The sequence below is a fragment of the Ruegeria sp. YKSD163 genome (genome assembly GCF_059612905.1).
Window position 1 is genome coordinate 184,330 of the sequence record NZ_JBXWRM010000007.1, and the last position, 26,537, is coordinate 210,866.

Genomic DNA, 26,537 nt, shown 5'->3' on the forward strand with positions numbered 1-26,537 from the left:
GCCCCACCGATCACCGCAGATTGCCTAACAGCGTCAAAGCGTTCTGGGCCGCTGACGCTGCCAGCGATTGGCTGTTGATCTGTGATCGCGCCAGGTAGGCAATGGTCACCTTGTCCAGCATTTCCGGATCGGTGAATTGAGACACTTTGGACGAACCGGTCAGGGCCTGCAATTTATCCTCGAATATCTCCAGCTGTTGGTCGATGTCGATACGCCCAAGGCCCGAGGGCAGGCCCAGCGCGGTCTCCATCATCTTGCGCAGCGGCGGAACTCCCATCAGGCTGAACCATTTGGCATTGTCGCTTGAGCGGTCTTCGGCAAGGGCCTTCAGTTCATGCTGCGCATAAAGAGCGATCCGCATGGTTTCGTCCTGTTCGCCGATCGCCTGTTCGAACCCTGCCACCTCGTTCTTGGCGACGATATCCTCCATGAAGGTGACCAGACCGGTTGTCCGTACCTCACCTGGCCCCAGTCCGAACGCCTTGGAGAACTCGCGATAGCGCTTGTCCGATAGCTTGTTGGCCAAGGCATCGGACGAGGTTGTCCCGTCTTCGAGGATCTTGCGCACGAAATAGGTATTGTCCAGATCGTCCCCGAGACCGAACGCCCCCAATGCCACCTGCAGGAGCCGCCGGTCCGACACCAGATCCTCGGCATTTTTCACCTGACCGATCTTCTCCATGAAGTAGGAGCTTTCGCGATTGCGTGCTGCGGAACTGGAGAAACTCTGCGCCTGGGCGTCATAGGTCCGTTGCAGAAACCGCCAGCCGGCAATGCCGCCCGATATCAGAACCGGCTGGTAACTCATTGCGGCCGCAGCGCCAGGATGCGCTCTTCACGGGGCAGCAGACTACGCAGCGCCTTGAGGCATTTATAGGGATGATCCGCGACCAGTGCCTCGGTTGCCATGGCCAGCGCCTTGCGGCTGTCGGGGTCGGTGAAAACCTGGCTAAGTTCCTCGATCCGGCGCAATAGCGACATCCTGGCCTGCTCGGGTTCGCTGTCGCCGGACAATACCAGCTGCGCGGCATAACAGACCCGGCGAACCGGCGTCGTTGCCTCTTCGGGATGGATGGCGTCGCGCAGACGCAGGATATTGGCATCGGGCGTCATGATCGACAACCTGCCCCGCCGGTCGCCATTCTCAATCACCGCTCCATTGATCAGCACCCGCTCCTTGGGCGCCAGTTTCAGGACCAAACCGCTCATTCCGTCGCGCCCCCTTGACGCAGACCGCGCAGGACGGCCGTGTTGATTTCAAGCAAGGGGCGTGGCGATACCTCGCGGCGCAATACCTTGCTGGTATGTACCTGGGTGAACTCGGCCAGATAGAACAACCGGGCCCGAAGATCAGGCGGCAGAGCGTTGTCAGCCTCGGCCACATTGGCCGCCAGGACCCCCCACAACCGGTTGTTCTCGTGCAGTGCCTCGACCAGATCACCGAACCCCGCGCGCCCGCGCTTGGCGGCGCTGTGCATGCGGTGGGTAATCCGGGACAGGACTTCGTATTCCATGTTCCGTGGCGTCCGGGTCGGAGCCGAAGCGGCCGAATAGGCCTGTCGTGCCTGAAGAAGCGCGTTCACGTGATGTCCTTACAGTTGGGAGATATCGGCGGTGAGGGGCCGGGGCGCGAACGCCCCGGCAGGATCGCTTAGCGGAACAGCGACAGGATCGACTGCGGTGCCTGGTTGGCGATGGACAGCGACTGAACCGCCAGCTGCTGCTGCACCTGCAGCGCCTGCAAGCGCGCCGAAGTCTCTTCCATATCCGCATCCACCATCGAACCGATGCCCGACTTCAGCGAGTCGGTCAGGTTCGAGATGAAGGTCTTTTGCGTCTCGATCCGCCCCTGCACCGAACCAAAGGCTGCGGCGGCGTCGATCGAGGTGTCGATCAGGGTCTCGACCGTGGCGAGCGCGGCCGTCGCACCAACACCGGTCGATACGTCGATCGTGCTCAGCGCGCCCAATCCGCCCGAACCGGCATTCGTGAACTGGCCACTTACGGTCAGGTCGTTCGCGCCACCATTGGTAAAGTCGAGCGTGCCCGGCGTACCGCTGTCGTAATCGACGACAAGTCCGGCGACACCCAGATCGTCGATCTTGGCCTTCAGAGCCACAGCGACGATGTCTGCCGTGGTGGTCGCCGCCGCATCGTCGGCGGTCACCGTATAGGACACGGTCTCGTCACCAACGGTGATGCTGACCTTGTCACCGGCCACAAAAGCCGCGCCATTCTCGGCAATCTCGATCTGCTCGTTGCCGCCACCATTGTCGAGCGCGATGGCCACGGTGTCGCCATTTGTCGATGCACCCGCCGAGCTGCCCGAGAAGATGTCATTGGCAGTGTAACCGCCAGTAGACAGATCCTGCCCCGTCACCGTGATCGAGGACGCGGTCACGTTGCCGGCGTTGTCACGGTCAAGCGATGCCAGGATCGAAGCGGAACCCGCGGAGCCATTGACCAGGTTCAGCCCGTTGAACTGGGCCGCGCCAACAACGGCCGCGATCTGGTCTTTCAGCGCAGTGACGTCGGCGTTGATCTTGGTGCGGTCGACGTTGTCCTCTTGAGCGGCAACGATCTTGCCCTTCATCTGGGTCAGCAGGTCGGTCACCGTTTCGGCCGCGTTACGGGCGACTGCGACGGTCGATTCACCCAGACTCAGGCTGTCCTTGATCGCCTTGAACCCCTTGACGTCGGATTCCATCACTTTCGAGATGGCCCAGACGGCAGAGTTGTCCTTGGCGGTGGCCACGTTCTTGCCGGTCGAGATGGCGTTCTGGGTTTGCCCCAGGTTCATGTTGACCGACTTGAGGGTTTGCAGCGCCACCATTGCGCCATTGTTCGTCAGAATGCTGGACATAGCATCATCCTTTGATCTTGTGGGCCTTTGGCCCGGGGTTGCATCCGCCCGTTCAGGCGTTCGGAAACGTCTTTCTGACGAGTGCGAAAGTCCGGGAGCCGGTCTCGCGCCACGCTCATTCCGAGGTGCGACGCCAGATTTGCCCCCGATCTCCTAATGGTTTGCTAAAGCGGCTATGCTGGTTTCGGCGAATTTGACTCAATTGTCCGCTCACGCCCGTTTCTCCAGCCGTGTCTTGGCCGACGTCACATAGCGTTGCTTGTGTCCAGCGCTGTCATAGGTCTCGAGCGCCTGCCTGACCTTGCGCAGTTCGGACATGCGATAGGCCACTGCCCGAATTCCTTCCAGCGCACTGCTGAGCAGCGCCTGGTTGCGGGTCACCTTGAGGTGAAGCGAACCCAGCCGGTCGCGGCTCAGGTCCGGCGCCGCATTGATCCGTGCGACCAGCCTTTCCTTCTCCTCTGTCATGCGCCCAAGCTGTTCCAGCTCTCCTCGAACCAGCGCGCCGCGCTCCAGTTCCAGCAGTTCATCAAGCGCGGCGATCAGATCGTCGAGGTCTTCAGTGTCCATCGCGGGTCTCCTTCAATGCGTTGAAGAGTGATTCGGCCAACCCGACGCCGCCGGATTGGGCCAGTTGATCGGCTTGCTGGCGCACCAGGAACGAAGAGAACTGCTCTTCGCCCGCGCCGCCGCCAAATGCGTCGCGTGCCTTGCCAAGGCCTGAAGCCTTGAGCATCTCGGCCAGAAACGTCGCCTCAAGCTCGACCGCAACCGCACGCAAGGCACTGTCGGACGACTGGGCTTTGCCGGGCCGGGGGACGATCTGGGGTGTCAGGGGTATCTCCATCGGGCGCCTCGAAATTGTTTCGAACTTTCCCGATCAGACAGATAAGCGGTTAAAATAAACGTAACCGGTTTGCGGCAATGGTCGGTCTTGCAACGAAAGAAATTCGCATGACCGGACCGACCAGTTTCCATGTTCCGCCGCTTGCCGGCCAACCCGCCAAGGCGGGAATCGTATCGTCACGTCAACAGATGGTGGCTGGAATCCCGAACGCGGATTTCGCTGCCGTGTTCGACGACGAGAAAGAGATCAAACAAATCCAGGAAACGGTCGAAGCCGTCGTTTCCGAAGACCCCGAAGCCTCGGCGCAGCCAGATGATTTGGGGCAGTCTGGGCGCAAAGGGGGCAAGACCCCCCAACACGCTTCTGATCATGAAACGCGAGGCAATGGACAAAGGGCAATCAGCGACAAGGCTGGACCGGAAGGGGCCCAAGCAGATACCGCCGCGCCGATTGTCTCTGAGCCAGCCGAAAGCGGGCAGATCAGCCCAGGGCAGATTGCGCGCAATAAGGACCAACAGCGGCTTCCACACGATTCCAGTGACGGCTACGGGGCATCCCCGCCGCGTCTATTCTCATCAGATCGAACGATTATAACGCATCGGTGGCAACCAGACCCCGCGGCCTCAGCTTTGTCCGGCGAGACGATCGTTGGCGAGACATCGGGCAAGGTTTCGATGATATCAGGCAATGCCGACACGCCGCCGGATTTTTCAAACCGGTCGTCCTGGTCACGATCAGTGTCCGAGCGCCCCCCCGTGGCCGAGGACCGGGCGCCCAGCCCGACAGGCGCCCTCGAGACGAGTGTATCTGAAACCAGCATTCAGACGGAGGTTTTGCCGAAAGAACCAGTGCCTCGCCCAAACGCAATCGAAGAACCTCGGCAACTGCGCGGTGTGGCAACCACCGAAACCCAGGCGAAAATCTTCGAACCTGGCACGAGCCTTTCCGGTCAAACGAGCGGTGGGCACCCAGTGTCAGAAGCACGAAATTCGGCCGTTTCATCCGCAACGAATGTAGACGGGGTGCGCAACATCACCACAACCAACCGAAGCCGGGCAATCCCCACGAGAACCGATATCGGGTCCCATTCCCCCTCGGTTCGGCCGGCCCAGGCCCAGGCACAGGCAGTATCGACGGATCAAACCGAACCGCGTGACTTCGTAGACGCGGTCACGTCACGGGTAGTCGAAACGCCTCGTCTCCGACATGCCCCCCATACCACGGCAACGGACAAACCGGCGGTGGCCATGGCTGCTGTCGCCAGAGGTTTCACTGATCGAACCGCTGCACAACCCGGTTACGCAGCGCCAAATACCGGTCCATCACCAGGACAATCATCGTCCACAGCTGAAACCGCCAGTATCGACAAATCTCTGCACGCGCCAAAAGCGCAGGCCAGCGGCGAACCCCGCTATCTCGCAGGCCTGGCCAATGTGCACATGGCGTCAAGTTCGGAATCGTCAGCGTTCCCACGCTCCGTTCCGTCGGTTCGGCCCGAGCTGGCCACAACACCGACCTCTCCGGATCGGTTTCAGTCAGCCCCCCTCCCCCACATGACACGGGCCCGGACTTCGGAACATACAGCACCAACACGCCCCGGCTCGGAGTATAAACCGCAGGCCATCGCGCAGGAATCCGGAAGGGCACCCACCATTCCAGCGGAAGCGTCAACCGGCGGAATATCCACCTTCTCTCATCGGTTGCTGCCAGAAGCAGAAGGCACCAGCCAGCCGGACGCGATGTCACGGCGGTGGACGGAATCCGCTACGCAAGCCGCATCGGGCGCGTTTTCGACGACACCCGTTACACAGTCCCGGACCTGGGACGCTGCAAGGCCGTTCCCTGCCAACAACTTGGTCAAGGCGGGGTTCGTCGCCGAACTGGGGATGCGACCTGAACACAGAAGCGAGTTGCCGCCAGACGCGCTATTTGTGTCGGCGGGTCATGGCAGCGTACCCACGACACCATCGGCACCGGGCATCCAGGCCGACTCGGCCCGCCATATCGGCGGGCAGTTGGCAACGGCGGTTGCAAGTCAGACCGGTGCGGACAGTGTCGAGATCGCTTTGGACCCTGAAGAGTTGGGCCGCGTCCAGATGAACCTGAAAACCCGTGGTGATGTCCTGACCCTGACAATCGTCGCCGAGCGACCGGAGACCGTTGAGCTGATGAGACGCAATATCGATCAACTTTCATCAGAGTTCCGACAGATGGGATATGCCGATGTTACCTTCAGCTTCGGGGGAACCCATGGCGGTGCCAACGGAGACCCGCATCAGCGCTCCGGTGGGAGGGGCCAGATTTCCGAAACAGCAGAGACAGACCGTCCGGACACTGCCGAAGATCGGCCGCGTATCGCCGCCAACGGACTTGACATGAGGCTTTGAGCCATGGTCACAAACGTGAATTCGACATCTGCGTCGGCGCAGCAGCAATCCGCGCAGAGCAGCAATCCGCAAGAAAAACGCAGCCTAAGTTCCGATTTCGACACGTTCATCCGCATGCTGACGACTCAGGCGAAATATCAGGATCCTCTGGAGCCGCTTGATTCTTCTGAATATGCCGCGCAGTTGGCGCAGTTCTCGATGGTTGAGCAACAGACCAAGACCAACGATATGCTCGCCGCGCTGGTCGACAAGCTTGGCGCCACAGATATGGCCAAGTTGTCAAGCTGGATCGACAAGCAGGCCCGCGCTGTGGCCCCCGCCAATTTCAAGGGGGCGCCTGTCACCGTATCACCGGCCCCGCTTGCGGCCGCCGACAAGGCCTATCTGGTGGTGCGCGACGCACAGGGCGAGATCGCTGACCGCTACCAGGTGCCGGTCTCTGCGGAGCCGGTTGTCTGGACTGGCAAGGAAAGCGACGGGAGTGAGCGCGAGCATGGGCTCTACAGCTTCACCATCCAGAGCTACAAGGCGGACGAGTTGCTGCTGGACGAGGCCGCGGCCGTCTATCACACGGTGCGCGAAGCACAGGTCGAGAATGGCGAAGTGATCTTGATCCTTGACGGCGGACAGGCGATTTTGGCCAGCATGGTAACCGCTGTGCGGGCGAACAGCTGATCTTGCGGCCCGCTGGGGTCATGGGCACAGTCCAGTTTGACCTGCGCCCAAAAGCCCGAGGTCGAGCTGATCGAGAACCCGGATATCCCGCCTCAGGGGCTGGTCGCGCAGTTGCGCAAACGTGGTCTGGTGCAGGCCGGCGACCGGTTCGAGACGCTCTATGGCGGGCGGACCAATCGTGTCTGGCGGCTGCACGGCCCGGCCGACGATCTGGTTCTGAAACTCTATCGCAAGGACTTCGACAATCCCCTGTTCGGAAATGACGCCCGGCTTGAGGCGCTCTGCCTCGAACGGCTGGCAGGAACCGGCCTTGCCCCACACTTGCGCGCCTCTGGCACCAACGGGCAAGAGGCATGGGTTGTCTACGATCATGCGCCCGGCGCCCCATGGCGAGCGGATTGCACAATCGCGGCCCGCGTTCTGGCCGACCTGCATGCGCAATCACCCGATGTCCCCGCACCACCCGGTTGCAACGGCAGCGCCGCCATCAGTCGGCATGCCCTAGCCATTCTGACGCGCTGCGCTGAACCAGAGCGCGGCCAACTCATTCGGATGCGCCCCTACACTGCACCGGTTGAAGCGGGGCCGACCTGCCTGATCCATGGCGACCCGGTCGCGGGCAATCTTCTGGTATCGGACGCGCGGGCTGTCCTGATCGACTGGCAATGCCCCGCCATCGGCGACCCGGCCGAGGATTTGGCCATGTTCCTGTCACCGGCCATGCAGCAGGTCTATCGGGGCGTTCCCTTGACCGCGACCGAAGAGAGCCAGTTTCTGGGTGCCTATGAAAACCGGGAAACGGTAGCTCGTTATCTTGTCCTGAAGCCGTGGTTTCACTGGCGCATGGCGGCCTATTGCCTTTGGCGGGCTCAGAACGGGGCGCCCGATTATGCCCCCGCCTTCCGGTTCGAGCGCGCGGCGCTGGCGGCCTGCTGAGCGATCACAGATCGCCCAGCCCAAGCGCCAGATAGACCGGCGGCATGATCGCACGGCGGAACCGGCCAAGGGGAAAACGCGCCAAGGGCGTCTTCATCGCGAGCGGCAAACTGGGGTCCGAGCCCAGCGCCATCCGCGCCAATGCGCGCCCTGAATAGGTTCCCATCGCCACCCCGTTACCGTGATAGGCCAGCCCGGCAAACAGGCCCGGCGTCCCCGGCACCGGGCCGACATAGGGCATCAACCCCCGCGTCAGACAGACCATCCCGGACCACAGGTTAGTTGCCTCGACTCCCGTCCATGCTGGGAACATCGAATCGAAATGCCGACGCAACCGGGCGTGGATGCCAGTCTCTGCACGGGGAGAGGAAAGCAGCCCACCGCGCATACCGAACAGAAACCTCCGGTCCGGCATCAGGCGAAAATAGTGGAGCAGGTTGCGCGTGTCATAGGCCATCTGGTCCGAGGTCCAGCCCTGCGCTTGCAGTTCTGCTTCGGACAGGGGGCGGGTGACCATGACGCTCGACTGCGCGGGCATGTAACGGCCAGCGAGCCAGGGCGGCATGTCCTCGCTGGAATAGCCGTTGGTGCAGATCAGTACGGTCTCTGCCTTGATCCGAGCCTTTGGCGTATGCAGGATATGGCCCCGCACGCCCTGCTCGATCCGGTTGACAGGGCTGTTTTGGAACAGGCGCGCACCCGACCGCGCCGAAGCAGCGGCCAGGCCGAACAGATATTTTCGCGGGTTCAGGGCAAAGCCGACATCGCTGGTCAGCCCGCCAAGGAACTTTCCGTTCAGACCTTCGGTCGCCAGCTCGTGTTTCTCATGCAATCGACCCTGCCCCGCGGCGGCCTGACGGCGTAGAGCCTCCATGGCACGGGCGGAATGCGCCAATTGCGTTTCGCCATGCGAATGGGTGTCAGCACTGATCAGGTGCCGTTCAATCAGGCTGGCGACAAGAGCAACCGCCTCTTTCTCGGCCTCATCGTAGGCGCGGGCCCCCGCCTCACCATAGCGTCTGCGTTTCTGGGCATCGCTCAGCTTGGAGCCGCCCAGGCAACAAAAGCCGCCATTGCGGCCCGACGCGCCCCAACCGGGCGTTTCGGCCTCGAATACGGCCACTGACACTCCGTTTTCGGCAAGGTGCAAAGCGGCCGTTATGCCAGTAAAGCCACCGCCAACGATGGCGACATCCGCCCGAATGTCGCCCGCAGCAACGGGCCAGTCTGGCGCGGCGATGGTCTCGTCCCACCAGCAGCCCGCGCGCGGCCCGTTGCCATAGGCGTAATCCGAAAAGATCCGGCGCATCAGCCGCGGGCCGCCGCCTGTTCATCCCGTTTCTGGCGCACCAGCGCCTGTTTCGAAATCAGCGAGGCGCTGATCACCCCAACGGTGACGATGCCAATCATGATCGTGCTGAGCGCGTTGATCTCGGGGCTGACCCCCAGACGCACCGCCGAGAAGATCTTGATCGGCAGGGTGGTTGCGGCAGGACCCGAGGTAAAGGACGCGATCACCAGATCGTCCAGCGACAGGGTAAAGGCCAGCAGCCAGCCCGAGATCACCGCGGGCGCGATGATGGGCAGGGTGACCAGCCGAAAGGCCTCGGCTGCGGAACAGCCCAAATCCAGCGCCGCTTCCTCCAACGAACGGTCGAAAGTAACCAGCCGCGAGGACACCACCACCGAGACATAGCACATGGCAAAGGTCGTATGCGCCAGCACGATGGTCATCACCCCGCGATCCAGGCCGATCCCGATGAACAGCAGCAAGAGCGACAAACCGGTGATCACCTCGGGCATCACCAGCGGTGCATAGATCATGCCGGAAAACAGGGTACGGCCCATGAACCGCCCAGCCCGCACCAGCACCAGCGCCGCCATCGTGCCCAGGATGGTGGCCAGGGTCGAGGACATCACCGCCACCTTGAGCGTGACCCAGGCCGCGTTCAGAAACGCGTCATTCTGGAACAGCTCGCCATACCATTTGGTTGAGAATCCGGCCCAGACCGTCACCAACTTGCTCTCGTTGAAGCTGTAAACGATCAGGATCAGCATCGGGATGTAGAGAAACGCAAACCCCAGTGTCAGCGACACGGTGTTGAACCAGCTCATCCTGTTCATTTCTCGGCCTCCGCCTGTTTCTGCTGGTTGCGCTGGAACAGCACGATGGGCACCACGAGGATCAAGAGCAGCACCACCGCCACCGCCGAGGCAACCGGCCAGTCGCGGTTGGAGAAGAACTCCTCCCACAGGACCTTGCCGATCATCAGCGTGCCGGAGCCACCCAACAACGAGGGGATCACGAATTCACCCAGAACCGGGATGAAGACCAGGAAACAGCCCGCGATGATACCCGGTCGGGACAGCGGGATGGTGACCAGCCAAAAGGCCTGCGCCCGCGAACAGCCCAGATCCTCGGCGGCCTCGATCAGCGACCCGTCGAGCCGGTCAAGCGCCGAATAGATCGGCAGGATCATGAAGGGCAGATAGGTATAGACGATACCGATATAGACCGCCGTATTGGTGTTCAGAATGGTCAGCGGCTCGTTGATGATCCCGGTCCAGAGCAGGATCTGGTTCAGGTAACCTTCGTTCGACAGGATACCCATCCACGCATAGACCCGGATCAGGAAAGAGGTCCAGAACGGCAGGATCACCAGCATCATCAGGGTCGGGCGCCATTCCTCGGGCGCGCGCGCCATGGCATAGGCGATGGGATAGCCCGCCACCAGCGTCAGCAGGGTCGCGGTGACCGCGATCTTGAGACTGCTCAGATAGGCTTTCCAATACAGGTCATCCTCGGTCAGGAAGATGAAATTTTCGAAATCCAGCTCCCGGACAAAGGCCATGATGCCTTCGGCCCAGTCGAATTGCGGGAAATAGGGCGGTCGGGCGATGGCCGCATCCGACAGCGAGATTTTCAGCACGATGACAAAGGGCACCAGGAACAGCACCAGAAGCCAGGCATAGGGAATGGCGATCAGCAGGAACCGGCGCATCAGTTTGCCAGCAGCACACCCGCCGTGGCTGTCCATGACAGCCAGACGGTGTCTTCCCAGGTAAAACTGCGACGCGAGATGCGGCGCGTGTTCGAGGTCTGCGCCTTGATGATCGTGCCGTCGGCAAGTTCCACATAATAGGTGGATAGGTTGCCGAGATAAGCGATGTCATGCACCCGGCCCTGCACTGCGTTGGCGGCATCGGCAGGGCGTTCGGCGCTGATCGCCACCTTTTCGGGGCGGATTGCCAGATGGCATTTCTGCCCCTTGTCGAACTTGGCAGAGGATTTCGCGGTCAGCGCCGGCTGCCCCTCGGCCCAGTCAATGTGATAGCCGTCTTCGCCCTCGGGCGTGGCGCGGCCCTCGATGATGTTCACGTCGCCGATAAAGTCGGCCACATAGACCGAATTGGGGGTTTCATAGATACGGTCAGGCGTGGCGACTTGCATCAGCTGGCCCTGATCCATGACCGCGACACGGCTTGCCACGGTCATTGCCTCTTCCTGATCGTGCGTCACGATCACGAAGGTAGTGCCGGTCTTTTCCTGGATGTCCATCAGTTCGAACTGGGTATCCTGGCGCAGTTTCTTGTCCAGCGCGCCCAGCGGCTCGTCCAGCAGCAACAGTTTCGGCGCCTTGGCCAGCGACCGGGCCAGCGCCACTCGCTGCCGTTGCCCGCCCGAGATCTGGTGCGGCTTGCGATGGGCAAATTTCTCAAGCCGGACCAGACGCAGCATCTCTTCGACCCGGGCCTTGATCTCGTCCTTGGATTTGCTGTCGCGGCGCAGACCAAAGGCGATATTGTCCCAGACGCTGAGATGCGGGAACAACGCATAGGATTGGAACATCATGTTCACAGCGCGCTTGTTCGGCGGCACCGGCGCAATGTCCTGACCCGCCAGTTCGATTACGCCCTCGGTGGCGGTTTCAAACCCGGCCAGCATGCGCATCATCGTGGTCTTGCCACAGCCGGACGGGCCAAGCAGGGCAAAGAACTCGCGCTCGAAAATATCCAGCGTCAGGTTGTCGATGGCGGTGAATTCGCCAAACCGCTTGGTCACGTTCTTGAAACGGATCAGCGGTTTTGCATCGGGGTCTTCCCAAGGCGCGAAGGTCGATGATTGCAAGGCTGGCCCCCGTATTCGGCTAAATGGGGTTGAGACTGGGGCAGGCCGTCAGGCCCGCCCCTGATAAGGTCCGGACCGGATCAGGTGCCCGATTTGACCTTGGTCCAAAGACGGGTCACCGTCCGCTGGATTTTCGCCGGATAAGGCGTGGTGGTATAGAGATTGTCCATGGTTTCCGCGTCCGGATAGATCGCGGTGTCGCCGATCACGTCCTCTACCAGGAACTCCTGGCTCGCCTTGTTACCGTTGGCGTAATAGACATAGTTCGACGCGGCGGCCATGTTCTGTGCGTCCATGATGAAGTTCAGGAACACATGCGCCGCATCCGGGTTCGGTGCGTCGACCGGAATGGCCATCTGGTCGAACCACATCAGCGAGCCCTGCTTGAAGGCGTGATACTCGATCTCGACGCCATTGTCGGCCTCGGCCGCGCGGTCACGCGCCTGAAGGATGTCGCCAGACCAGCCGATCGCCACGCAGATGTCGCCATTGGCGAGAGCGTTGATGTATTCCGAACTGTGGAACTTCTGGATGTAGGGGCGTACCGCCATCAGCACCGGTTCGGTCTTGGCGATCACATCGGCGTCGTGGCTGTCGGGGTTCTCACCCAGATACTTCAGCGTCGCGGGGATGATCTCTGTCGGCGCATCCAGGAAATGCACGCCGCAGGCGGCCAGCTTTTCCATGTTTTCAGGCTTGAACACCAGGTCCATGCTGTTCATCGGCGCGTCGTCGCCCAGCACTTCCTTGACCTTGCCGACGTTGATACCCAGGCCAGTGGTGCCCCACATGTAGTTGATCGAATACTCGTTGCCCGGATCGTATTGCGCGGTACGGGATTCGATCTGGTCCCACATGTTTGCGTGGTTCGGAAGCTTGGACATGTCCAGCTTTTGGAAGGCGCCGGCCTGAATCTGGCGCTGCAGGAAGGTCCCGGTAGGCACCACCACGTCATAGCCGGACCCGCCGGCCAGCATCTTGGTCTCCAGCACCTCGTTGCTGTCGAACACGTCATAGATCAGCGTGATGCCGGTTTCGGCCTCGAACTTGGCCAGCAGCTCCTCGTCGATATAGTCCGACCAGTTGTAGACGCGCACTTCGTCCGCAAAGGCCGTCGAGCTTGCCAGCGCAACCACCGCCGTGAGTGTCAGCGATTTGAATGTCATTGAGTGTCTCCCTGCAAGGTGGCGGGTATTTTCCCACCTCGGTAGATTTGATCAAGTTTTGCCTTCTGCGGCAACAGTGTTTATGTTTTCACCTAGTCGCAGGTATGACAAGTCGTCATGACGAAATAGGGGCAACTCCTTTGAATATGATCAAAAAAGCTGCATCCGGGCCCACTCCCAGTGAAGGAAAACAGCCTGTTCACGAACAGGTTTATCAGATGTTGCGGGCCCGAATCCTGTTCGGAGAGCTGGCTCCGGGGCAGGCCGTGACCATCCAGGGGCTGACTGATTCGCTGGGTGTCGGGATGACTCCGGTACGCGAGGCGATCCGCCGCCTGATGTCCGAAGGTGCGCTGTCATTTCAGGGCAACCGGCGGGTCATCGTACCGGTGCTGACCCAAAACGATTTGCAGCAGGTTATTTTCGTAAGGAAATCAATCGAGGCAGAACTGGCTCGCCGCGCGGCCGAGAGGATGACGCCCGAGGCGGTGGCACAACTGGTGGAGCTGGATTCGTCACTTGATCAGGCCATCGAGAGTGGCGATGTGGGCGGATATCTTCGCTCGAACTATGATTTTCACGCTCTGCTCTATAAGGTGGCGGACGCTCCGATCCTCACCGAAATGGCAGAACGGCTATGGCTGCGATTCGGGCCGTCGCTAAGGGTGGTCTGTGGTCGTTTCGGCACCCAGAACCTGCCGGACCGGCACAAGGAAATGCTCGATGCATTACGCGCAGGCGATATCAATGGGGTCGCTCTCGCCATGGAACAGGACGTCGAACAGGGCATGGAACAGATGGCCGGAGTGCTGGCGGAAAACGTCTGAGATCACGATTCGATTTGACACGATCAAATTTGATCATATTCTGCCATCAAGACCGTTTTTTGCAGGAGACTCACCCGATGGCGACCATCACAAATCACATGCCCACCGCCGAGTTGCAGGCGCTGGATGCGGCCCATCACCTGCATCCGTTCTCGGCAAACAACGCGCTGGGCGAAGAAGGCACCCGTGTCATCACCCGCGCCCGCGGCGTCTGGCTCAACGACAGCGAGGGCGAAGAGATCCTCGATGCGATGGCCGGGCTGTGGTGCGTAAATATCGGCTATGGCCGTGACGAACTGGCCGAGGTCGCGGCCCGCCAGATGCGCGAGCTGCCCTATTACAACACCTTCTTCAAGACCACCCATGTGCCGGCCATCGCGCTGGCGCAGAAACTGGCCGAGCTGGCGCCCGGCGATCTGAACCATGTGTTCTTTGCCGGTGGCGGGTCCGAGGCCAACGACACCAATATTCGCATGGTCCGCACCTATTGGCAGAACAAGGGCAAGCCCGAAAAGAACGTCATCATCAGCCGCAAGAATGCCTATCACGGCTCGACCGTTGGGTCGTCGGCACTGGGCGGCATGGCTGGCATGCATGCGCAAAGCGGCATGATCCCAGGTGTTCACCATATCAATCAGCCCAACTGGTGGGCCGAAGGCGGCGACATGGACCCCGAGGAATTCGGCCTGGCCCGCGCCCGCGAGCTGGAAGAAGCCATTCAGGAACTGGGTGAAGACCGCGTCGCGGCCTTTATCGCCGAGCCAGTACAGGGTGCCGGTGGCGTGATCGTCGCGCCCGACAGCTACTGGCCCGAGGTTCAGCGGATTTGTGACAAATACGATATCCTGCTGATCGCGGATGAGGTGATCTGCGGCTTTGGCCGGACGGGCAACTGGTTCGGGATCCAGACCCTGGGAATCCGTCCCCATATCATGACCATCGCCAAGGGGCTCAGCTCGGGCTATGCGCCCATCGGAGGTTCGATTGTCTGTGACGAGGTCGCCCATGTGATCGGTATGGACGAGTTCAATCACGGTTACACCTATTCTGGTCACCCGGTGGCCGCCGCCGTCGCGCTTGAGAACCTGCGCATCCTTGAAGAAGAGAACATCATCGACCACGTCCGCAACGTGGCCGCGCCCTATCTCAAGAAAAAATGGGAGGCGCTGACCGACCATCCGCTGGTGGGCGAAGCCAAGATCGTCGGCATGATGGCCTCGATCGCGCTGACCCCGGACAAGGCCAGCCGCGCCAAGTTCGCGTCGGAACCTGGCACCATCGGCTATATCTGCCGCGAACGGTGCTTCCGCAACAACCTGATCATGCGTCACGTGGGCGACCGGATGATCATCTCGCCGCCGCTGGTGATCACGCCGGCCGAGATCGACGAGATGTTCGTGCGTATCCGTAAATCACTCGACGAGGCGCAGGCTGAAATCGAGAAACAGGGCCTGATGAAATCCGCCTCCTGATCGGCGGACAATCGGCACAGAATCTCAAGCCGGTCCCAATGGGGCCGGCTTTGCTTATTCCGACAGCATTAGCGGCCACAGCTTAGCAATGCGTCGCATCCGTCGCTAAACTGTCGCAAATCGGTTGCAACTCCCCCCAGTGCGCGCTTAACCTCAGGGCAATAGCGGCCAAGATCGCAGTGTAAGTGTACGGGGAGCTGGCATTGACCACACGCACCAGCAACGATGCGTTCGTTGAATTCGAACGCGTCCAGAAGAGCTATGACGGCGAAACGCTTGTTGTAAAAGATCTCAACCTGACCATGCCCAAGGGCGAGTTTCTGACGATGCTCGGCCCGTCGGGTTCCGGCAAGACAACCTGCCTGATGATGTTGGCCGGGTTTGAAACCGCCACACATGGCGAAATCAAGCTGGATGGGCGACCCATCAACAATATCCCGCCGCACAAGCGCGGCATCGGCATGGTGTTCCAGAACTATGCCCTGTTCCCGCATATGACGATTGCCGAAAACCTGTCGTTTCCGCTGGAAGTGCGCAATATCGGCAAATCCGACCGCGAGGCCAAGATCAAGCGCGCACTCGACATGGTCGAGATGGGCGCCTTTGGCGGCCGTCGCCCGGCACAGCTGTCCGGCGGCCAGCAGCAGCGCGTTGCCTTGGCCCGTGCACTGGTTTTCGAACCGGAACTGGTGTTGATGGACGAACCGCTGGGCGCGCTGGACAAGCAGTTGCGCGAAAAGATGCAATTCGAAATCACCCGCCTGGCACATGATCTGGGAATCACCGTGGTCTATGTGACCCACGATCAGACCGAGGCGCTGACCATGTCCGACCGCGTCGCGGTGTTCAACGACGGTGTGATCCAGCAGTTGGCGCCGCCCGACGAGCTCTATGAGCAGCCTGCCAACAGCTTCGTTGCCCAGTTCATCGGTGAGAACAACACTCTCGAAGGCGAGGTGCAGGAGATCCGCAACGGTATCGCGGTGGTCCGTCTCGACGACGGCGAGTTGATCGACTGCAAACCGGTCAATGTCAGCCGCCCGGGCGAGCGTACCCGTGTGTCGATCCGCCCCGAGCGTGTCGAATTCAACAAGAGCCGCCTGAAAGCAGGTGCGCACACGCTCAAGGCCGAGGTGATGGAATTCATCTACATGGGTGACATCTTCCGCACCCGTGTCCGCGTTGCCGGAAACGATGAATTCATCATCAAGACACGGAACGCGCCCGATCAGGTGCGACTGGAACCCGGCGCCCAGATCGAAATCGGCTGGCTGCCCGAAGATTGCCGCGCGCTGGACGCCTGATCCAGCGCCGGAAACGCTCGCCCCGTGAACCGGGGCGGATGCAACCGGATCTGGCCGCAGCGCCCGTCGCGGCCGGTCCCGTGAAAAAAACCAAACGGGTCAACAAGGGAGCAATCCATGAAACTTAAGACAGCTTTGCTGGCAACCGCGCTGACCTCGGCAGCCTTTGCCGTTTCCGCGCAGGAAGTCACCGTGATGTCCTGGGGCGGCGCCTATACCAAGAGCCAGGTAGAAGCCTATCACAAGCCGTTCACCGCCGCGACCGGCATCAAGGTGAACTCGGTCGACGCCGACAACCCGGCAACCCCGATCAAGGCCCAGGTCGAGGCCGGCAACGTGTCTGTCGACGTCGCTGACGTTGAATTCTCGGACGCCGTGCGCCTGTGCGACGAGGGTTTGCTGGAAGAGATCGACCCCGCAATCCTGTCCGCAGCCCCCGATGGCACCGCCGCGACCGACGACTTTATCGATGGCGCGCTGCAGGATTGTGCCGTCGCGAACATCGTCTGGTCGACCTCGGTTGCCTACAACACCGCAAACGTGTCAATGGCCCCCAGCTCGATCGCCGATTTCTTCGACACCGACAAGATCCCCGGCAAGCGCGGCCTGCGCAAATCCGCCAAGGCCACGCTGGAAATGGCGCTGATGGGTGACGGCGTGCCGGCCGGCGACGTCTATGAGATGCTGGATACCGACGAAGGTGTAGACCGCGCATTCGCGGTGCTGGACCGGATCAAGGACGATATCGTCTGGTGGGAAGCCGGCGCACAGCCGCCGCAGCTGCTGGCAGACGGCGAAGTGGTGATGTCGACCGCCTATAACGGCCGTATCTTCAACGCCGCTGTGGCCGAAGGCCAGCCCTTCGAAATCATGTGGGACGGTCAGATCCTCGACTTCGACCTGTTCGTGGTCCCCAAAGGCGCACCGAACAAGGACGCCGCCATGCAGTTCATCGCCTTCTCCACCAGCACCCAAGCGCTGGCGGATCAGGCCAAGTGGATCAGCTATGGCCCGGCACGCAAGTCCTCGGGCGCGCTGGTCGGCCTCTACCAGGACGGCAAGACCGAGATGGCACCGCATATGCCGACCTCGGAAGCAGCCCTGAAGAATGCTCTGGTCAACAACTTCGAGTTCTGGGTCGACAAGGACGCTGAACTGAACGAGCGGTTCAACGCCTGGCTGGCGAACTGATCTGACACTGCCGGGCCGCCCCTCTCCGGGGCGGCTCTTTCCCACACAAGTTTCCCAGGACGAAGCCCCGATGACCGATATCGCTCAGCCGCTGACCACTGCGGACGGCAAACCGCTCAAGGGCGCGCTGCTCAGGGCGCAGGCCCGTGCGCGGCGCCGCGCCTTTCTCTTAGTTCTGCCGCTTCTGGCTTTCATCCTGATCACCTTCGTGTTCCCGATTGGGCAGATGCTTTACCGCTCGGTCTATAACGACGGGTTCACCTGGCACGAGGACGTAACCTCGGGCGACCGCACCCCGATCATGACCAACCTTGCCGCCTGGTTCGAGGCCAACCCGCCGGGCACGGTGCCAGACGAGGCCGCTTTTGCCGCGCTGGCCGCCGATCTGGTGACGCTGCGCGATCTGAAGGCACCCGGTCAGGCGGGCACCCGGATCAATTATGAACTGTCAGGCTCACGTTCGATGTTCACCAAGGCCGCCCGCAGCGCCAAAAAGCTGGAACCGCCCTACAAGGAGGCGATTCTCGAGCTGGACAAGGATTGGGGCAATCCCGAGCTTTGGCAGGCGATGCGCGGGGCCTCGTCCTCATACACGACGAACTTCTACCTTGCCGCCATCGACCGCGAACGCGATGCCAGCGGCGCGGTGACCATGGTGCCCGAGAACCGGCAGGTCTATGTCAAGCTGTTCATGCGGACCTTGACCTTGTCACTGTTGATCACCTTCCTGACCTTCATCCTGGCCTATCCGATCGCACATCTGCTGGCGACGCTGCCGCTACGCCATTCCAACCTGCTGATGATCCTGGTGCTTCTGCCCTTCTGGACCTCGCTGCTGGTGCGGACCACCAGCTGGATGGTGCTGCTTCAAAGTCAGGGTGTGCTGAACGATACGTTGGTTGGCCTCGGTATCCTTGGCGACGATGGCCGCTTGCAGCTGATGTATAACCGGGCCGGTACCGTGATCTCGATGACGCATATCCTGCTGCCGTTCATGGTGCTGCCGCTCTATTCGGTCATGCGGATGATCAACCCGTCCTATGTACGCGCCGCGCGCTCGTTGGGCGCCACCAGCTGGACCGCGTTCCGCCGCATCTACTTTCCACAGACCGTGCCCGGGATCGGCGCCGGGGCGCTGCTCGTCTTCATCCTGGCGGTCGGGTATTACATCACACCCGCGCTGGTCGGTGGTGCAGATGGTCAGCTGATCTCGAACTTGATCGCTTTCCACATGCAGAAATCGTTGAACTGGTCGCTCGCCGCCGCCTTGGCCGCGCTGCTGCTGGCCGGCGTCCTGCTTCTCTACTGGCTGTACGATCGCCTGATCGGCATCGACAATCTGAAACTGGGGTAATCGGACATGGCACTTCCCAAACACGCATCGCCCCTGGAACGGGTCTGGCACTATGCCTATCTCGTGATCTGCGCACTGATCTTTCTGTTCCTGATCGCGCCGATCCTGGTGATCATTCCGCTCAGCTTCAACGCCGAGCCCTATTTCACCTTTACCGACAAGATGCTGTCCTTTGACGCCGAGGGGTTTTCGACCCGCTGGTATGATCTGCTGCTGACCTTTGGCATGCTTGAACCCGAGGCACCGCGCGACAGTTCATGGTGGGCCGACGCATGGGCGAACGCACAGTGGATCCAGGCCACCAAGAACTCGATCATCATCGGTTTCTTCTCGACCATCCTGGCCACCACGCTAGGCACCATCGCGGCGCTGGGTCTGTCCCGGCCCGAGATGCCCGGACGGCGCGCGGTCATGGCGATCCTGATCTCGCCGATGATCGTGCCGATCATCATCACCGCGACGGGCCTGTTCTTCTTCTACTCGTCGATCGGCATTCAGGACTGGGGCATACCCTATCTGGGTATCATTCTCGCCCATGCCACGCTTGGCATCCCCTTCGTGATCATCACGGTGACCGCAACGCTGGTCGGGTTCGACCATTCGCTGACGCGGGCCGCGGCGAATATGGGCGCTGATCCCGTCACCACCTTCTTCAAGGTGCAGATGCCGCTGATCCTGCCCGGTGTGATTTCGGGTGCGCTGTTCGCCTTTGTCACCTCGTTTGACGAGGTTGTGGTGGTGCTTTTTGTCGGCGGCCTGGACGAACAGACCATCCCGCGCCAGATGTGGAACGGTATCCGCGAACAGATCAGCCCGGCAATCCTGTCGGTGGCCACGATCCTCGTCGTGATCTCGATTGCGCTGTTGACCGTGGTGGAACTGCTGCGGCGTCGTTCCGAAAAGCTGCGCGGCATGTCGCCGGGCTGAAATCCGGCACAGGACCAACACGCAGGGGCCGGACAACCGGCCCCTTTTGCGTTGCTGCCCGTGTCCGTTCAGGTCAAGGCAGGTCCACGACCAGACGCAGCGGCGCCCAACCATCCACATTGCAACGCGCCTCGATCTGTACCTGCCGGGTGCCCGCTGGGACAGCCACCCCACCCAGCGAGCGGGTAAAGGGCTGCTCGGTCTCATGCGGATGGAACAAGGTACGCATCCCCAACTCCTGCCCCTGCATATCCAACACCCGCCAGCCATCGGCATAGTGATCCCAGCCGGTATCGGGGTGGCGCAGGGTGACATCGAAGCGCCAACCATCGCCACTTTGGTGCGCGGTGACTTTCTCGATCGCGGGCGGGTCGGCCAGAACCGGGGCCGCCAGGAGAAGGAACGGAATCAGAAATCGCATAGCAACAGCCTAACCCGGTCGTCCCGTCGGCACGCTCACGATGCCGTGTCCAGGCTCCCTTCGGCTGGCAGGGTTAGCAGAACCGTTCGCGAGTGGGAGGCGAATTCGCGTCGGTAGAGCACCGCAACCGTCAACACCCCCGCCCCGATCAGCGCCAGTGGCCCGACCAACCAGGCCACCGAAGCGAGCGCGAAATAGGTCGAGCGCAGCCCCTTGTTGAAGCTTCGCGCAGCGGTGATGCAGATCTCGGCCGCCTGTGCCGCGCGCGGCAGACAGCGCGCATCCTCGGGCTCGTTCGGAACAGCGGCCATCAGCACCGCGCAGTACCCGAACAGGCGATTGGCCCAGACGAATTTCAGGAAGGCATTGGACAGGAACAGAAGCACAATCAATATCTTGACCTCCCACACCAGCGCCGGCGCGCTGGTCAGCGCCAGATCCTGCGCGATGTCCGACAACCGGTCGGTATTGCCGATCAGCGCCAACCCACCGCCCACCGCAATCACCGCCGTCGAAGCAAAGAAGGATGTCCCCTGCCGCATGATCGAGATCAGCTGCGCATCGAAAACGCGCGGCTGCCGGGTCACCATCTGGCGCATCCAGTCGCGTCGGAAATCCGCCATCAAGGCCGAGACCGAAGGCCTCCCCGGCGATGGATTCTCGATCCGCCAGCCGATCCACAGCCACCCCGCCAGCAAGACGGCAACGGCTAGGTAGTCCATCGGGGCAAAAGCAAGGGCGCGGTCGATCCAGGTCATGGGCGCGACAGTACGTCTTACCGCTTTGCCTTGCCAGATCGCAAAATTGGTAATATTACTTTACCAGATGGAGGATCCCCGATGGATATGCCCGCCCCGAATCCAACCGTTCTGGCCAAGAAGCCGCGCCTTGTGCAACGTCTGCGGCAGGTCTTGCCCGCCGATGCGGTGATCGACGACCTGTCCGAGACCCGCGCCTATGAATGCGACGCGCTGACCGCCTATCGCTGTCCGCCACTGCTTGTGGTGCTGCCCGCCTCGACACAGGACGTCTCGGACGTGCTGCGCATCTGCCATGAAGAGGGCGTGCCAGTGGTGCCGCGCGGTTCAGGCACCTCGCTGGCGGGGGGTGCGTTGCCCACCGCCGACAGCGTGATCCTGGGCGTCGCGCGGATGAACGAGGTGCTGGAGACGGACTATGACAACCGCATCATCCGGGTGCAATCGGGCCGCACCAACCTGAGCGTCACCGGCGCGGTCGAGGTCGAGGATTTCTTCTACGCCCCCGACCCCTCGTCGCAGCTGGCCTGCGCCATCGCGGGCAATATCGCGATGAACTCGGGCGGGGCGCATTGCCTGAAATACGGGGTGACCACCAACAACCTGCTAGGCGTCACCATGGTGCTGATGGACGGCACCGTGGTCGAGATCGGCGGCGCACATCTGGATGCGGGCGGGCTGGACCTGCTGGGCGTCATCTGCGGGTCCGAGGGGCAATTGGGCGTCGTCACCGAAGCCACCCTGCGCATCCTGCGCAAGCCCGAGGGTGCGCGCCCGGTGCTGATGGCGTTCGACAGCAACGAGGTCGCGGGCGCCTGTGTCAGCGACATCATCAAGGCAGGCGTTCTGCCAGTGGCGATCGAATTCATGGACCGGCTCTGTATCGAGGCCTGCGAAGCCTTTGCCAAGGCGGGTTATCCGCAATGCGAGGCGCTGCTGATTGTCGAGGTCGAGGGGTCCGAGGCCGAAATCGACGACCAGTTGACCCGCATCATCGAGATCGCCCGGCGCCATAACCCGCTGGAACTGCGCGAAAGCCAGTCGGCCGATGAAAGCGCCCGCATCTGGCTGGGCCGCAAATCGGCCTTTGGCGCCATGGGGCAGATCAATGACTACATGTGCCTCGACGGCACCATCCCCGTTTCCGCCCTGCCAATGGTGCTGCGCCGGATTGGCGAACTCAGCCAGGAATACGGGCTGAAGGTGGGTAACGTGTTCCACGCAGGCGACGGCAACATGCACCCACTGATCCTGTTTGATGCCAACAAGCCCGGTGACCTGGAAAAATGTGAGGCATTTGGTGCTGATATCCTGAAACTCTGCGTCGATGCGGGCGGCTGCCTGACCGGCGAACACGGGGTAGGGATCGAGAAGCGCGACCTGATGCTGCACCAATATGCAGCAGAAGATCTTGAGGCGCAGATGGCGGTCAAGGACGTGTTCGACCCGCAGTGGCTGTTGAACCCTGCCAAGGTGTTTCCACTGTCGGTCTCGGAAAGCCGCCGCGCGGTACAGGTTGCGGCAGAGTAACGGGGGCGCCGCCCCCCTTGGCCTGCGGCCAATTCCCCCCGGAGTATTTGGAGCAAAGTGAAAAGATGAAACCCGAGACAGAGGCTGAACTGGCCGAGATCGTGGCCGGGCTGAGCGGGCCGGTGCGAATTCTGGGCGGTGGCACGCGCGGCATTCCGGGACCCGAGGCCGAGTTGGATATCTCGGGGTTGAGTGGCATCACGCTTTATGAACCCGGCGCGCTGACTCTTGTTGCCAAAGCGGGAACGCCCGTGGCCGAGATCGAGGCGGCGCTGGCAGCTGAGGGGCAGCGGCTCGCCTTTGAGCCGATGGATCATCGCGGATTGATGGGGACCGAGGGCACGCCCACCATCGGCGGCGTGGTGGCCGGCAATATCTCGGGCCCCCGCCGGATACAGGCGGGCGCGGCACGCGATTTCCTACTGGGGGTGCGCTATGTCGACGGGCTGGGCCAGGTGATCAGCAATGGTGGTCGGGTGATGAAGAATGTCACCGGCTATGACCTGGTCAAGCTGATGGCCGGGTCCTGGGGCACGTTGGGGGTGCTGAGCGAGGTCTCGCTGAAAGTGCTGCCAAGGGCCGAGACACAAGCCACTCTGACCGTTTCGGTACCCGATGCGGCATCCGCAGTGCGCGCGTTGTCGGCCGGGCTTGGCTCTCCCTATGAGGTGACCGGTGCGGCCTATGACCCAGCCTTGGGATCGGCGCTGGTTCGGATCGAGGGCTTCGAGGCCTCGGTCGCCTATCGGGCAGAGGCGCTGAGCCGACTGTTGGCACCATTCGGAGCCGTCGCGCGGCTGGAGGACGATCCCTGGCCGGGTATTCGCGATGTGGCGCCATTTCACGGGCGCGAAGGCGAGGTCTGGCGAATTTCGGTGAAACCGGGCGATGCGCCCGAGCTGGCCGCGCGTTGCAAGGCCGAGGCATTGCTGTTCGACTGGGGCGGCGGGTTGATCTGGGCGCTGATGCCCAAAGGCACCGACCTGCGCGCGCGGCTGGGCGAATTTGCGGGCCATGCGACCCTGATCCGAGGGGATCGGACGCAGCGCGCCATGTTCCAGCCGGAACCGGCCCCGCTTGCCGCGCTGTCACGCGGCCTGCGGCAGCGGTTCGACCCGAAAGGGCACTTCAACCCGGGACTGATGGGGTAAGCGATGCAGACGAATTTCACCGCCGAACAGCTGAGCGATCCCGGCATCCAGCGCGCCAACGAGATCCTGCGTTCCTGCGTACATTGCGGGTTCTGTACCGCCACCTGTCCGACATATCAGGTGCTGGGCGACGAACTCGACAGCCCGCGCGGGCGCATCTACCTGATCAAGGACATGCTGGAAAACAGCCGGGTTCCCGACGCAAAGACGGTCAAGCATATCGACCGTTGCCTGAGTTGTCTGGCCTGCATGACCACCTGCCCCTCGGGCGTGAATTACATGCATCTGGTCGATCACGCGCGCGAGTATATCGAACAGAATTACCGCCGCCCGTTCAGCGACCGGGCGCTGCGCTGGATTCTGGCGCGCGTCCTGCCCTATCCAACACGGTTCCGGCTGGCTTTGCTGGGGGCCAAGATCGGCCGTCCGTTCCGCGGGTTGATGCCCGATGCGCGGCTGCGCGCGATGCTCGACATGGCGCCGAAACATATCCCGCCAGTGAGCCGCAACGACGATCCGCAGAGCTTTGCCCCGACCGGCGCGCGCAAGAAACGCGTCGCCCTGATGACCGGCTGTGCGCAAAAGGCGCTGAACACCGATATCAACGACGCCACCATCCGCCTGCTGACCCGGCTGGGTTGCGAGGTCGTGGTGGCCGAGGGGGCGGGCTGCTGCGGCGCGCTGACCCATCACATGGGGCGCACCGGTGAAAGCCACGCGACGGCGGCAAAGAACATCCGCGCCTGGGTGCGCGAAATGGATGGTGCGGGGCTGGACGCGATCGTGATCAACACCAGCGGCTGCGGCACCACCGTCAAGGATTACGGCCACATGTTCCGCAACGAGCCGCTGGCAGCCGAGGCCGCCCGCGTGTCGTCCATCGCGATGGACATAAGCGAGTTGTTGATGCAGCTCGACCTGCCCGAAGGTACCGACAAGGGGCTGACCGTGGCCTATCACGCTGCCTGCTCGCTGCAACACGGGCAAAAGATCAAGACCTATCCCAAGGACCTGCTGAAACGCGCGGGGTTCAAGGTGGTCGAACCTGCCGACAGCCATCTCTGCTGCGGCTCGGCCGGGACCTATAACCTGATGCAGCCCGAGATCTCGGGCAAGCTCAAGGCGCGCAAGGTCCGCACGCTTGAGGCAAAGAAGCCCGACCTGATCGCGGCGGGCAATATCGGTTGCATGATGCAGATTGGCTCGGGCACCGAACTGCCGATCATGCACACGGTGGAACTGCTGGACTGGGCCACGGGCGGGCCACAGCCACCGGCGATGACCGCGCCGGGCAAGCGCGCGCCCGAAGTACCGATCCTGCGTTAAAGCGGCCGCTGCCGCGATGCAATCGCCGCCCCGGCCAGCAAGAGGCCGGCGGCGACCAGCAGGCTGACGCCGATGTCGCCGACCAGATCACCGACCAACCCGGCCCCATAGGGGCCGAGCGTCTGGGCAACGGCAAACACCACCGTGAACAGGCTGATCGCCCGGCCCCAGCTTTCGGGAGGCAGGTTCTGGCGCGCGAAATTGGTCACCGCCCCCGGCGCCATAAATACCGACAGACCAAAGACCACCGCCGAGACCAACAGGGCCGGACCATTGGGCAACACCACCGGCAAGGCGGAGCCGACGGCGATGCCGGTCAGGATCATCGCCAACGGCAGGCCCGAGGCATGGCGCGCCAGCACCGGCCGCCACACCAGCGGCGAGACCGAGATGCACAGCCCCAGGATTACCCAGACCAGAGCGATAAAGGGTGCGCTGGCCGCCTGCTCGGTCATCCAGGCCGACAGAAAGGTCAGATAGACGATGTATCCCAGACCAAACCCGGCATAACCCGCCAGTTCCGGCAGCATCCGGCGCAGCGGCAACGGGGCTTGCCCCGCCTGCGACTGGACAGGGGCGCGTTGTTGCACCGCCGCCCACAGGGCCAGCGGCAGGAAGGTCAGGCTGGCGCCGCCAATCAGATACCAGGCCAGCGGCCATGCTGCCGGGCCATATGCCTCCAGAAACAGCGGCAGCGCGGCTCCGGCCAGCACAATGCCGAAGCCTCCGCCTGACCCGAACAAGATCGCGATCGCCAGCGCGTTACGCCTCGGATCGTCGCGGAACAGGCCAGCGGTCAGCGTTCCGGCAGTGGAAAAGGACATCGCGCCAAAGAACCCGGCAAGAATGCGCCAAGATGTCTGCCACCACAGTTCGGCATTCGCTCCGGTAGCCAGCAGCGCCAGTGTGGTGGCAATCAGACCGATGACGAACAAGCGCACCGGGCCGACGCGCCGGATCGCCATCATGGTTAGCACCGCGCCCGCGATATAGCCCAGCGCATTGGCCGTGTTCAGCCAGCCCGCCTGGGCATAGTTCCACTGCATCTCCGATTTCATCGCTGGCAGCAGCAGACCATAGGCAAAGCGGGCAAACCCGTTGGTCACTGTCACCCCAAGCGCCAGCCCCGCCAGCACCAGCCATGACCGTGTAGCAGACAATGTCATTGCTCGACCGATAGATGCAGAGACAATTCGGAACCCTTGTTATGTCGGTGTCGTCAGCCACGCGGCAACTGATGCGACCCTGCCAAGCCTGACCGTTTGGCGCAAGC

Annotated in this window: 26 protein-coding genes; 12 read left to right on the forward strand and 14 right to left on the reverse strand. The window is 62.1% G+C overall.

Features of this window, described 5'->3' with window-relative positions; all coding sequences use genetic code 11:
• Nucleotides 1–10 precede the first annotated feature (10 nt).
• The 6 genes from AC2FNA_RS11720 to AC2FNA_RS11745 all read right to left on the reverse strand — a co-directional run bounded on the left by AC2FNA_RS11720 (nucleotide 11) and on the right by AC2FNA_RS11745 (nucleotide 3,710).
• A complete protein-coding gene (locus AC2FNA_RS11720) occupies nucleotides 11–808 on the reverse strand; it encodes a DUF1217 domain-containing protein (RefSeq protein ID WP_496826695.1) in 798 nt (265 codons plus the stop codon).
• The gene (flbT, locus tag AC2FNA_RS11725) at nucleotides 805–1,209 is read right to left on the reverse strand and encodes a flagellar biosynthesis repressor FlbT (protein ID WP_496826697.1); all 405 of its coding nucleotides are present in this window, start codon (nucleotides 1,207–1,209) and stop codon (nucleotides 805–807) included. Before flbT ends, AC2FNA_RS11720 begins: the two co-directional genes overlap by 4 nt.
• On the reverse strand, nucleotides 1,206–1,583 hold the full coding sequence (gene flaF / locus AC2FNA_RS11730; RefSeq protein ID WP_496826699.1) for a flagellar biosynthesis regulator FlaF: 378 nt from the start codon (nucleotides 1,581–1,583) through the stop codon (nucleotides 1,206–1,208). Before flaF ends, flbT begins: the two co-directional genes overlap by 4 nt.
• Before the next feature lie 68 nt (nucleotides 1,584–1,651).
• The gene (locus AC2FNA_RS11735; RefSeq protein ID WP_496826701.1) at nucleotides 1,652–2,863 is read right to left on the reverse strand and encodes a flagellin N-terminal helical domain-containing protein; all 1,212 of its coding nucleotides are present in this window, start codon (nucleotides 2,861–2,863) and stop codon (nucleotides 1,652–1,654) included.
• 210 nt (nucleotides 2,864–3,073) lie between these two features.
• Nucleotides 3,074–3,433 carry a flagellar biosynthesis protein FlgN gene (locus AC2FNA_RS11740; RefSeq protein ID WP_496826703.1) on the reverse strand — a complete coding sequence of 120 codons (360 nt, stop codon included), beginning with the start codon at nucleotides 3,431–3,433 and terminating at the stop codon, nucleotides 3,074–3,076.
• Nucleotides 3,423–3,710 carry a rod-binding protein gene (locus AC2FNA_RS11745; RefSeq protein WP_496826705.1) on the reverse strand — a complete coding sequence of 96 codons (288 nt, stop codon included), beginning with the start codon at nucleotides 3,708–3,710 and terminating at the stop codon, nucleotides 3,423–3,425. Before AC2FNA_RS11745 ends, AC2FNA_RS11740 begins: the two co-directional genes overlap by 11 nt.
• 107 nt (nucleotides 3,711–3,817) lie before the next feature.
• On the opposite strand from AC2FNA_RS11745, the gene AC2FNA_RS11750 reads away from it, so the two are divergent.
• Genes AC2FNA_RS11750 through AC2FNA_RS11760 form a run of 3 tightly spaced genes read left to right on the forward strand, consistent with a single transcriptional unit; the run spans nucleotide 3,818 to nucleotide 7,708 of the window.
• Nucleotides 3,818–6,097, forward strand: a complete 2,280-nt coding sequence (locus AC2FNA_RS11750) for a flagellar hook-length control protein FliK (RefSeq protein ID WP_496826707.1) — start codon at nucleotides 3,818–3,820, stop codon at nucleotides 6,095–6,097.
• Between the two features lie 3 nt (nucleotides 6,098–6,100).
• Nucleotides 6,101–6,772 (forward strand): flagellar hook capping FlgD N-terminal domain-containing protein, encoded by a 672-nt coding sequence (locus AC2FNA_RS11755; protein WP_496826709.1) that lies wholly within the window; start codon nucleotides 6,101–6,103, stop codon nucleotides 6,770–6,772.
• A gap of 36 nt (nucleotides 6,773–6,808) precedes the next feature.
• Nucleotides 6,809–7,708 carry a phosphotransferase family protein gene (locus AC2FNA_RS11760; RefSeq protein ID WP_496826711.1) on the forward strand — a complete coding sequence of 300 codons (900 nt, stop codon included), beginning with the start codon at nucleotides 6,809–6,811 and terminating at the stop codon, nucleotides 7,706–7,708.
• 4 nt (nucleotides 7,709–7,712) lie between these two features.
• On the opposite strand, the gene AC2FNA_RS11765 is transcribed toward AC2FNA_RS11760, so the two are convergent.
• From AC2FNA_RS11765 to AC2FNA_RS11785, 5 genes are all read right to left on the reverse strand, one after another.
• The gene (locus tag AC2FNA_RS11765) at nucleotides 7,713–9,017 is read right to left on the reverse strand and encodes an NAD(P)/FAD-dependent oxidoreductase (RefSeq protein ID WP_496826713.1); all 1,305 of its coding nucleotides are present in this window, start codon (nucleotides 9,015–9,017) and stop codon (nucleotides 7,713–7,715) included.
• Entirely contained in the window at nucleotides 9,017–9,832 is an 816-nt protein-coding gene (locus tag AC2FNA_RS11770; RefSeq protein ID WP_011049149.1) for an ABC transporter permease subunit, read from the reverse strand. The genes AC2FNA_RS11765 and AC2FNA_RS11770 overlap by 1 nt, the downstream gene beginning before the upstream one ends.
• Nucleotides 9,829–10,710 (reverse strand): ABC transporter permease subunit, encoded by an 882-nt coding sequence (locus tag AC2FNA_RS11775; RefSeq protein ID WP_496826715.1) that lies wholly within the window; start codon nucleotides 10,708–10,710, stop codon nucleotides 9,829–9,831. Before AC2FNA_RS11775 ends, AC2FNA_RS11770 begins: the two co-directional genes overlap by 4 nt.
• Nucleotides 10,710–11,837: an ABC transporter ATP-binding protein gene (locus tag AC2FNA_RS11780; protein WP_496826717.1), complete on the reverse strand. Its 1,128-nt coding sequence runs from the start codon at nucleotides 11,835–11,837 to the stop codon at nucleotides 10,710–10,712. The genes AC2FNA_RS11775 and AC2FNA_RS11780 overlap by 1 nt, the downstream gene beginning before the upstream one ends.
• Nucleotides 11,838–11,917: 80 nt before the next feature.
• Nucleotides 11,918–13,003 carry a polyamine ABC transporter substrate-binding protein gene (locus tag AC2FNA_RS11785; RefSeq protein ID WP_496826719.1) on the reverse strand — a complete coding sequence of 362 codons (1,086 nt, stop codon included), beginning with the start codon at nucleotides 13,001–13,003 and terminating at the stop codon, nucleotides 11,918–11,920.
• Between the two features lie 146 nt (nucleotides 13,004–13,149).
• Between AC2FNA_RS11785 and AC2FNA_RS11790 the strand changes: the two genes are divergently transcribed.
• From AC2FNA_RS11790 to AC2FNA_RS11815, 6 genes are all read left to right on the forward strand, one after another.
• Nucleotides 13,150–13,830, forward strand: coding sequence for a GntR family transcriptional regulator (locus AC2FNA_RS11790; RefSeq protein WP_496826721.1), 681 nt, complete (start codon nucleotides 13,150–13,152; stop codon nucleotides 13,828–13,830).
• A gap of 77 nt (nucleotides 13,831–13,907) precedes the next feature.
• Nucleotides 13,908–15,302 carry an aspartate aminotransferase family protein gene (locus tag AC2FNA_RS11795; RefSeq protein ID WP_496826722.1) on the forward strand — a complete coding sequence of 465 codons (1,395 nt, stop codon included), beginning with the start codon at nucleotides 13,908–13,910 and terminating at the stop codon, nucleotides 15,300–15,302.
• A 203-nt stretch (nucleotides 15,303–15,505) separates the two neighbouring features.
• The gene (locus AC2FNA_RS11800) at nucleotides 15,506–16,606 is read left to right on the forward strand and encodes an ABC transporter ATP-binding protein (protein WP_238904674.1); all 1,101 of its coding nucleotides are present in this window, start codon (nucleotides 15,506–15,508) and stop codon (nucleotides 16,604–16,606) included.
• Between the two features lie 117 nt (nucleotides 16,607–16,723).
• The gene (locus AC2FNA_RS11805; protein WP_496826725.1) at nucleotides 16,724–17,797 is read left to right on the forward strand and encodes an ABC transporter substrate-binding protein; all 1,074 of its coding nucleotides are present in this window, start codon (nucleotides 16,724–16,726) and stop codon (nucleotides 17,795–17,797) included.
• A gap of 70 nt (nucleotides 17,798–17,867) precedes the next feature.
• Nucleotides 17,868–19,151: an ABC transporter permease gene (locus AC2FNA_RS11810; RefSeq protein WP_496826727.1), complete on the forward strand. Its 1,284-nt coding sequence runs from the start codon at nucleotides 17,868–17,870 to the stop codon at nucleotides 19,149–19,151.
• A gap of 6 nt (nucleotides 19,152–19,157) precedes the next feature.
• Nucleotides 19,158–20,078, forward strand: a complete 921-nt coding sequence (locus AC2FNA_RS11815) for an ABC transporter permease (RefSeq protein WP_234138237.1) — start codon at nucleotides 19,158–19,160, stop codon at nucleotides 20,076–20,078.
• A 73-nt stretch (nucleotides 20,079–20,151) separates the two neighbouring features.
• Here the strand turns inward: AC2FNA_RS11815 and AC2FNA_RS11820 are convergent, their stop codons facing one another.
• Both AC2FNA_RS11820 and AC2FNA_RS11825 read right to left on the reverse strand, forming a co-directional pair.
• Nucleotides 20,152–20,499, reverse strand: a complete 348-nt coding sequence (locus AC2FNA_RS11820) for a hypothetical protein (RefSeq protein WP_496826729.1) — start codon at nucleotides 20,497–20,499, stop codon at nucleotides 20,152–20,154.
• Nucleotides 20,500–20,534: 35 nt separating this feature from the next.
• The gene (locus tag AC2FNA_RS11825; protein ID WP_496826731.1) at nucleotides 20,535–21,257 is read right to left on the reverse strand and encodes a DUF599 domain-containing protein; all 723 of its coding nucleotides are present in this window, start codon (nucleotides 21,255–21,257) and stop codon (nucleotides 20,535–20,537) included.
• Between the two features lie 81 nt (nucleotides 21,258–21,338).
• Between AC2FNA_RS11825 and AC2FNA_RS11830 the strand changes: the two genes are divergently transcribed.
• The 3 genes from AC2FNA_RS11830 (at nucleotide 21,339) to glcF (ending at nucleotide 25,264) form a co-directional block, all read left to right on the forward strand.
• Complete coding sequence (locus AC2FNA_RS11830; RefSeq protein WP_496826733.1) at nucleotides 21,339–22,787, forward strand: FAD-linked oxidase C-terminal domain-containing protein; 1,449 nt, start codon at nucleotides 21,339–21,341, stop codon at nucleotides 22,785–22,787.
• A gap of 65 nt (nucleotides 22,788–22,852) precedes the next feature.
• Nucleotides 22,853–23,938, forward strand: a complete 1,086-nt coding sequence (locus AC2FNA_RS11835) for an FAD-binding protein (RefSeq protein ID WP_496826735.1) — start codon at nucleotides 22,853–22,855, stop codon at nucleotides 23,936–23,938.
• 3 nt (nucleotides 23,939–23,941) lie between these two features.
• Entirely contained in the window at nucleotides 23,942–25,264 is a 1,323-nt protein-coding gene (gene glcF, locus AC2FNA_RS11840) for a glycolate oxidase subunit GlcF (protein ID WP_496826737.1), read from the forward strand.
• Here glcF and AC2FNA_RS11845 read toward each other — a convergent pair.
• Nucleotides 25,261–26,430 (reverse strand): YbfB/YjiJ family MFS transporter, encoded by a 1,170-nt coding sequence (locus AC2FNA_RS11845; protein ID WP_496826739.1) that lies wholly within the window; start codon nucleotides 26,428–26,430, stop codon nucleotides 25,261–25,263. The genes glcF and AC2FNA_RS11845 overlap by 4 nt on opposite strands.
• Nucleotides 26,431–26,537: the final 107 nt, after the last annotated feature.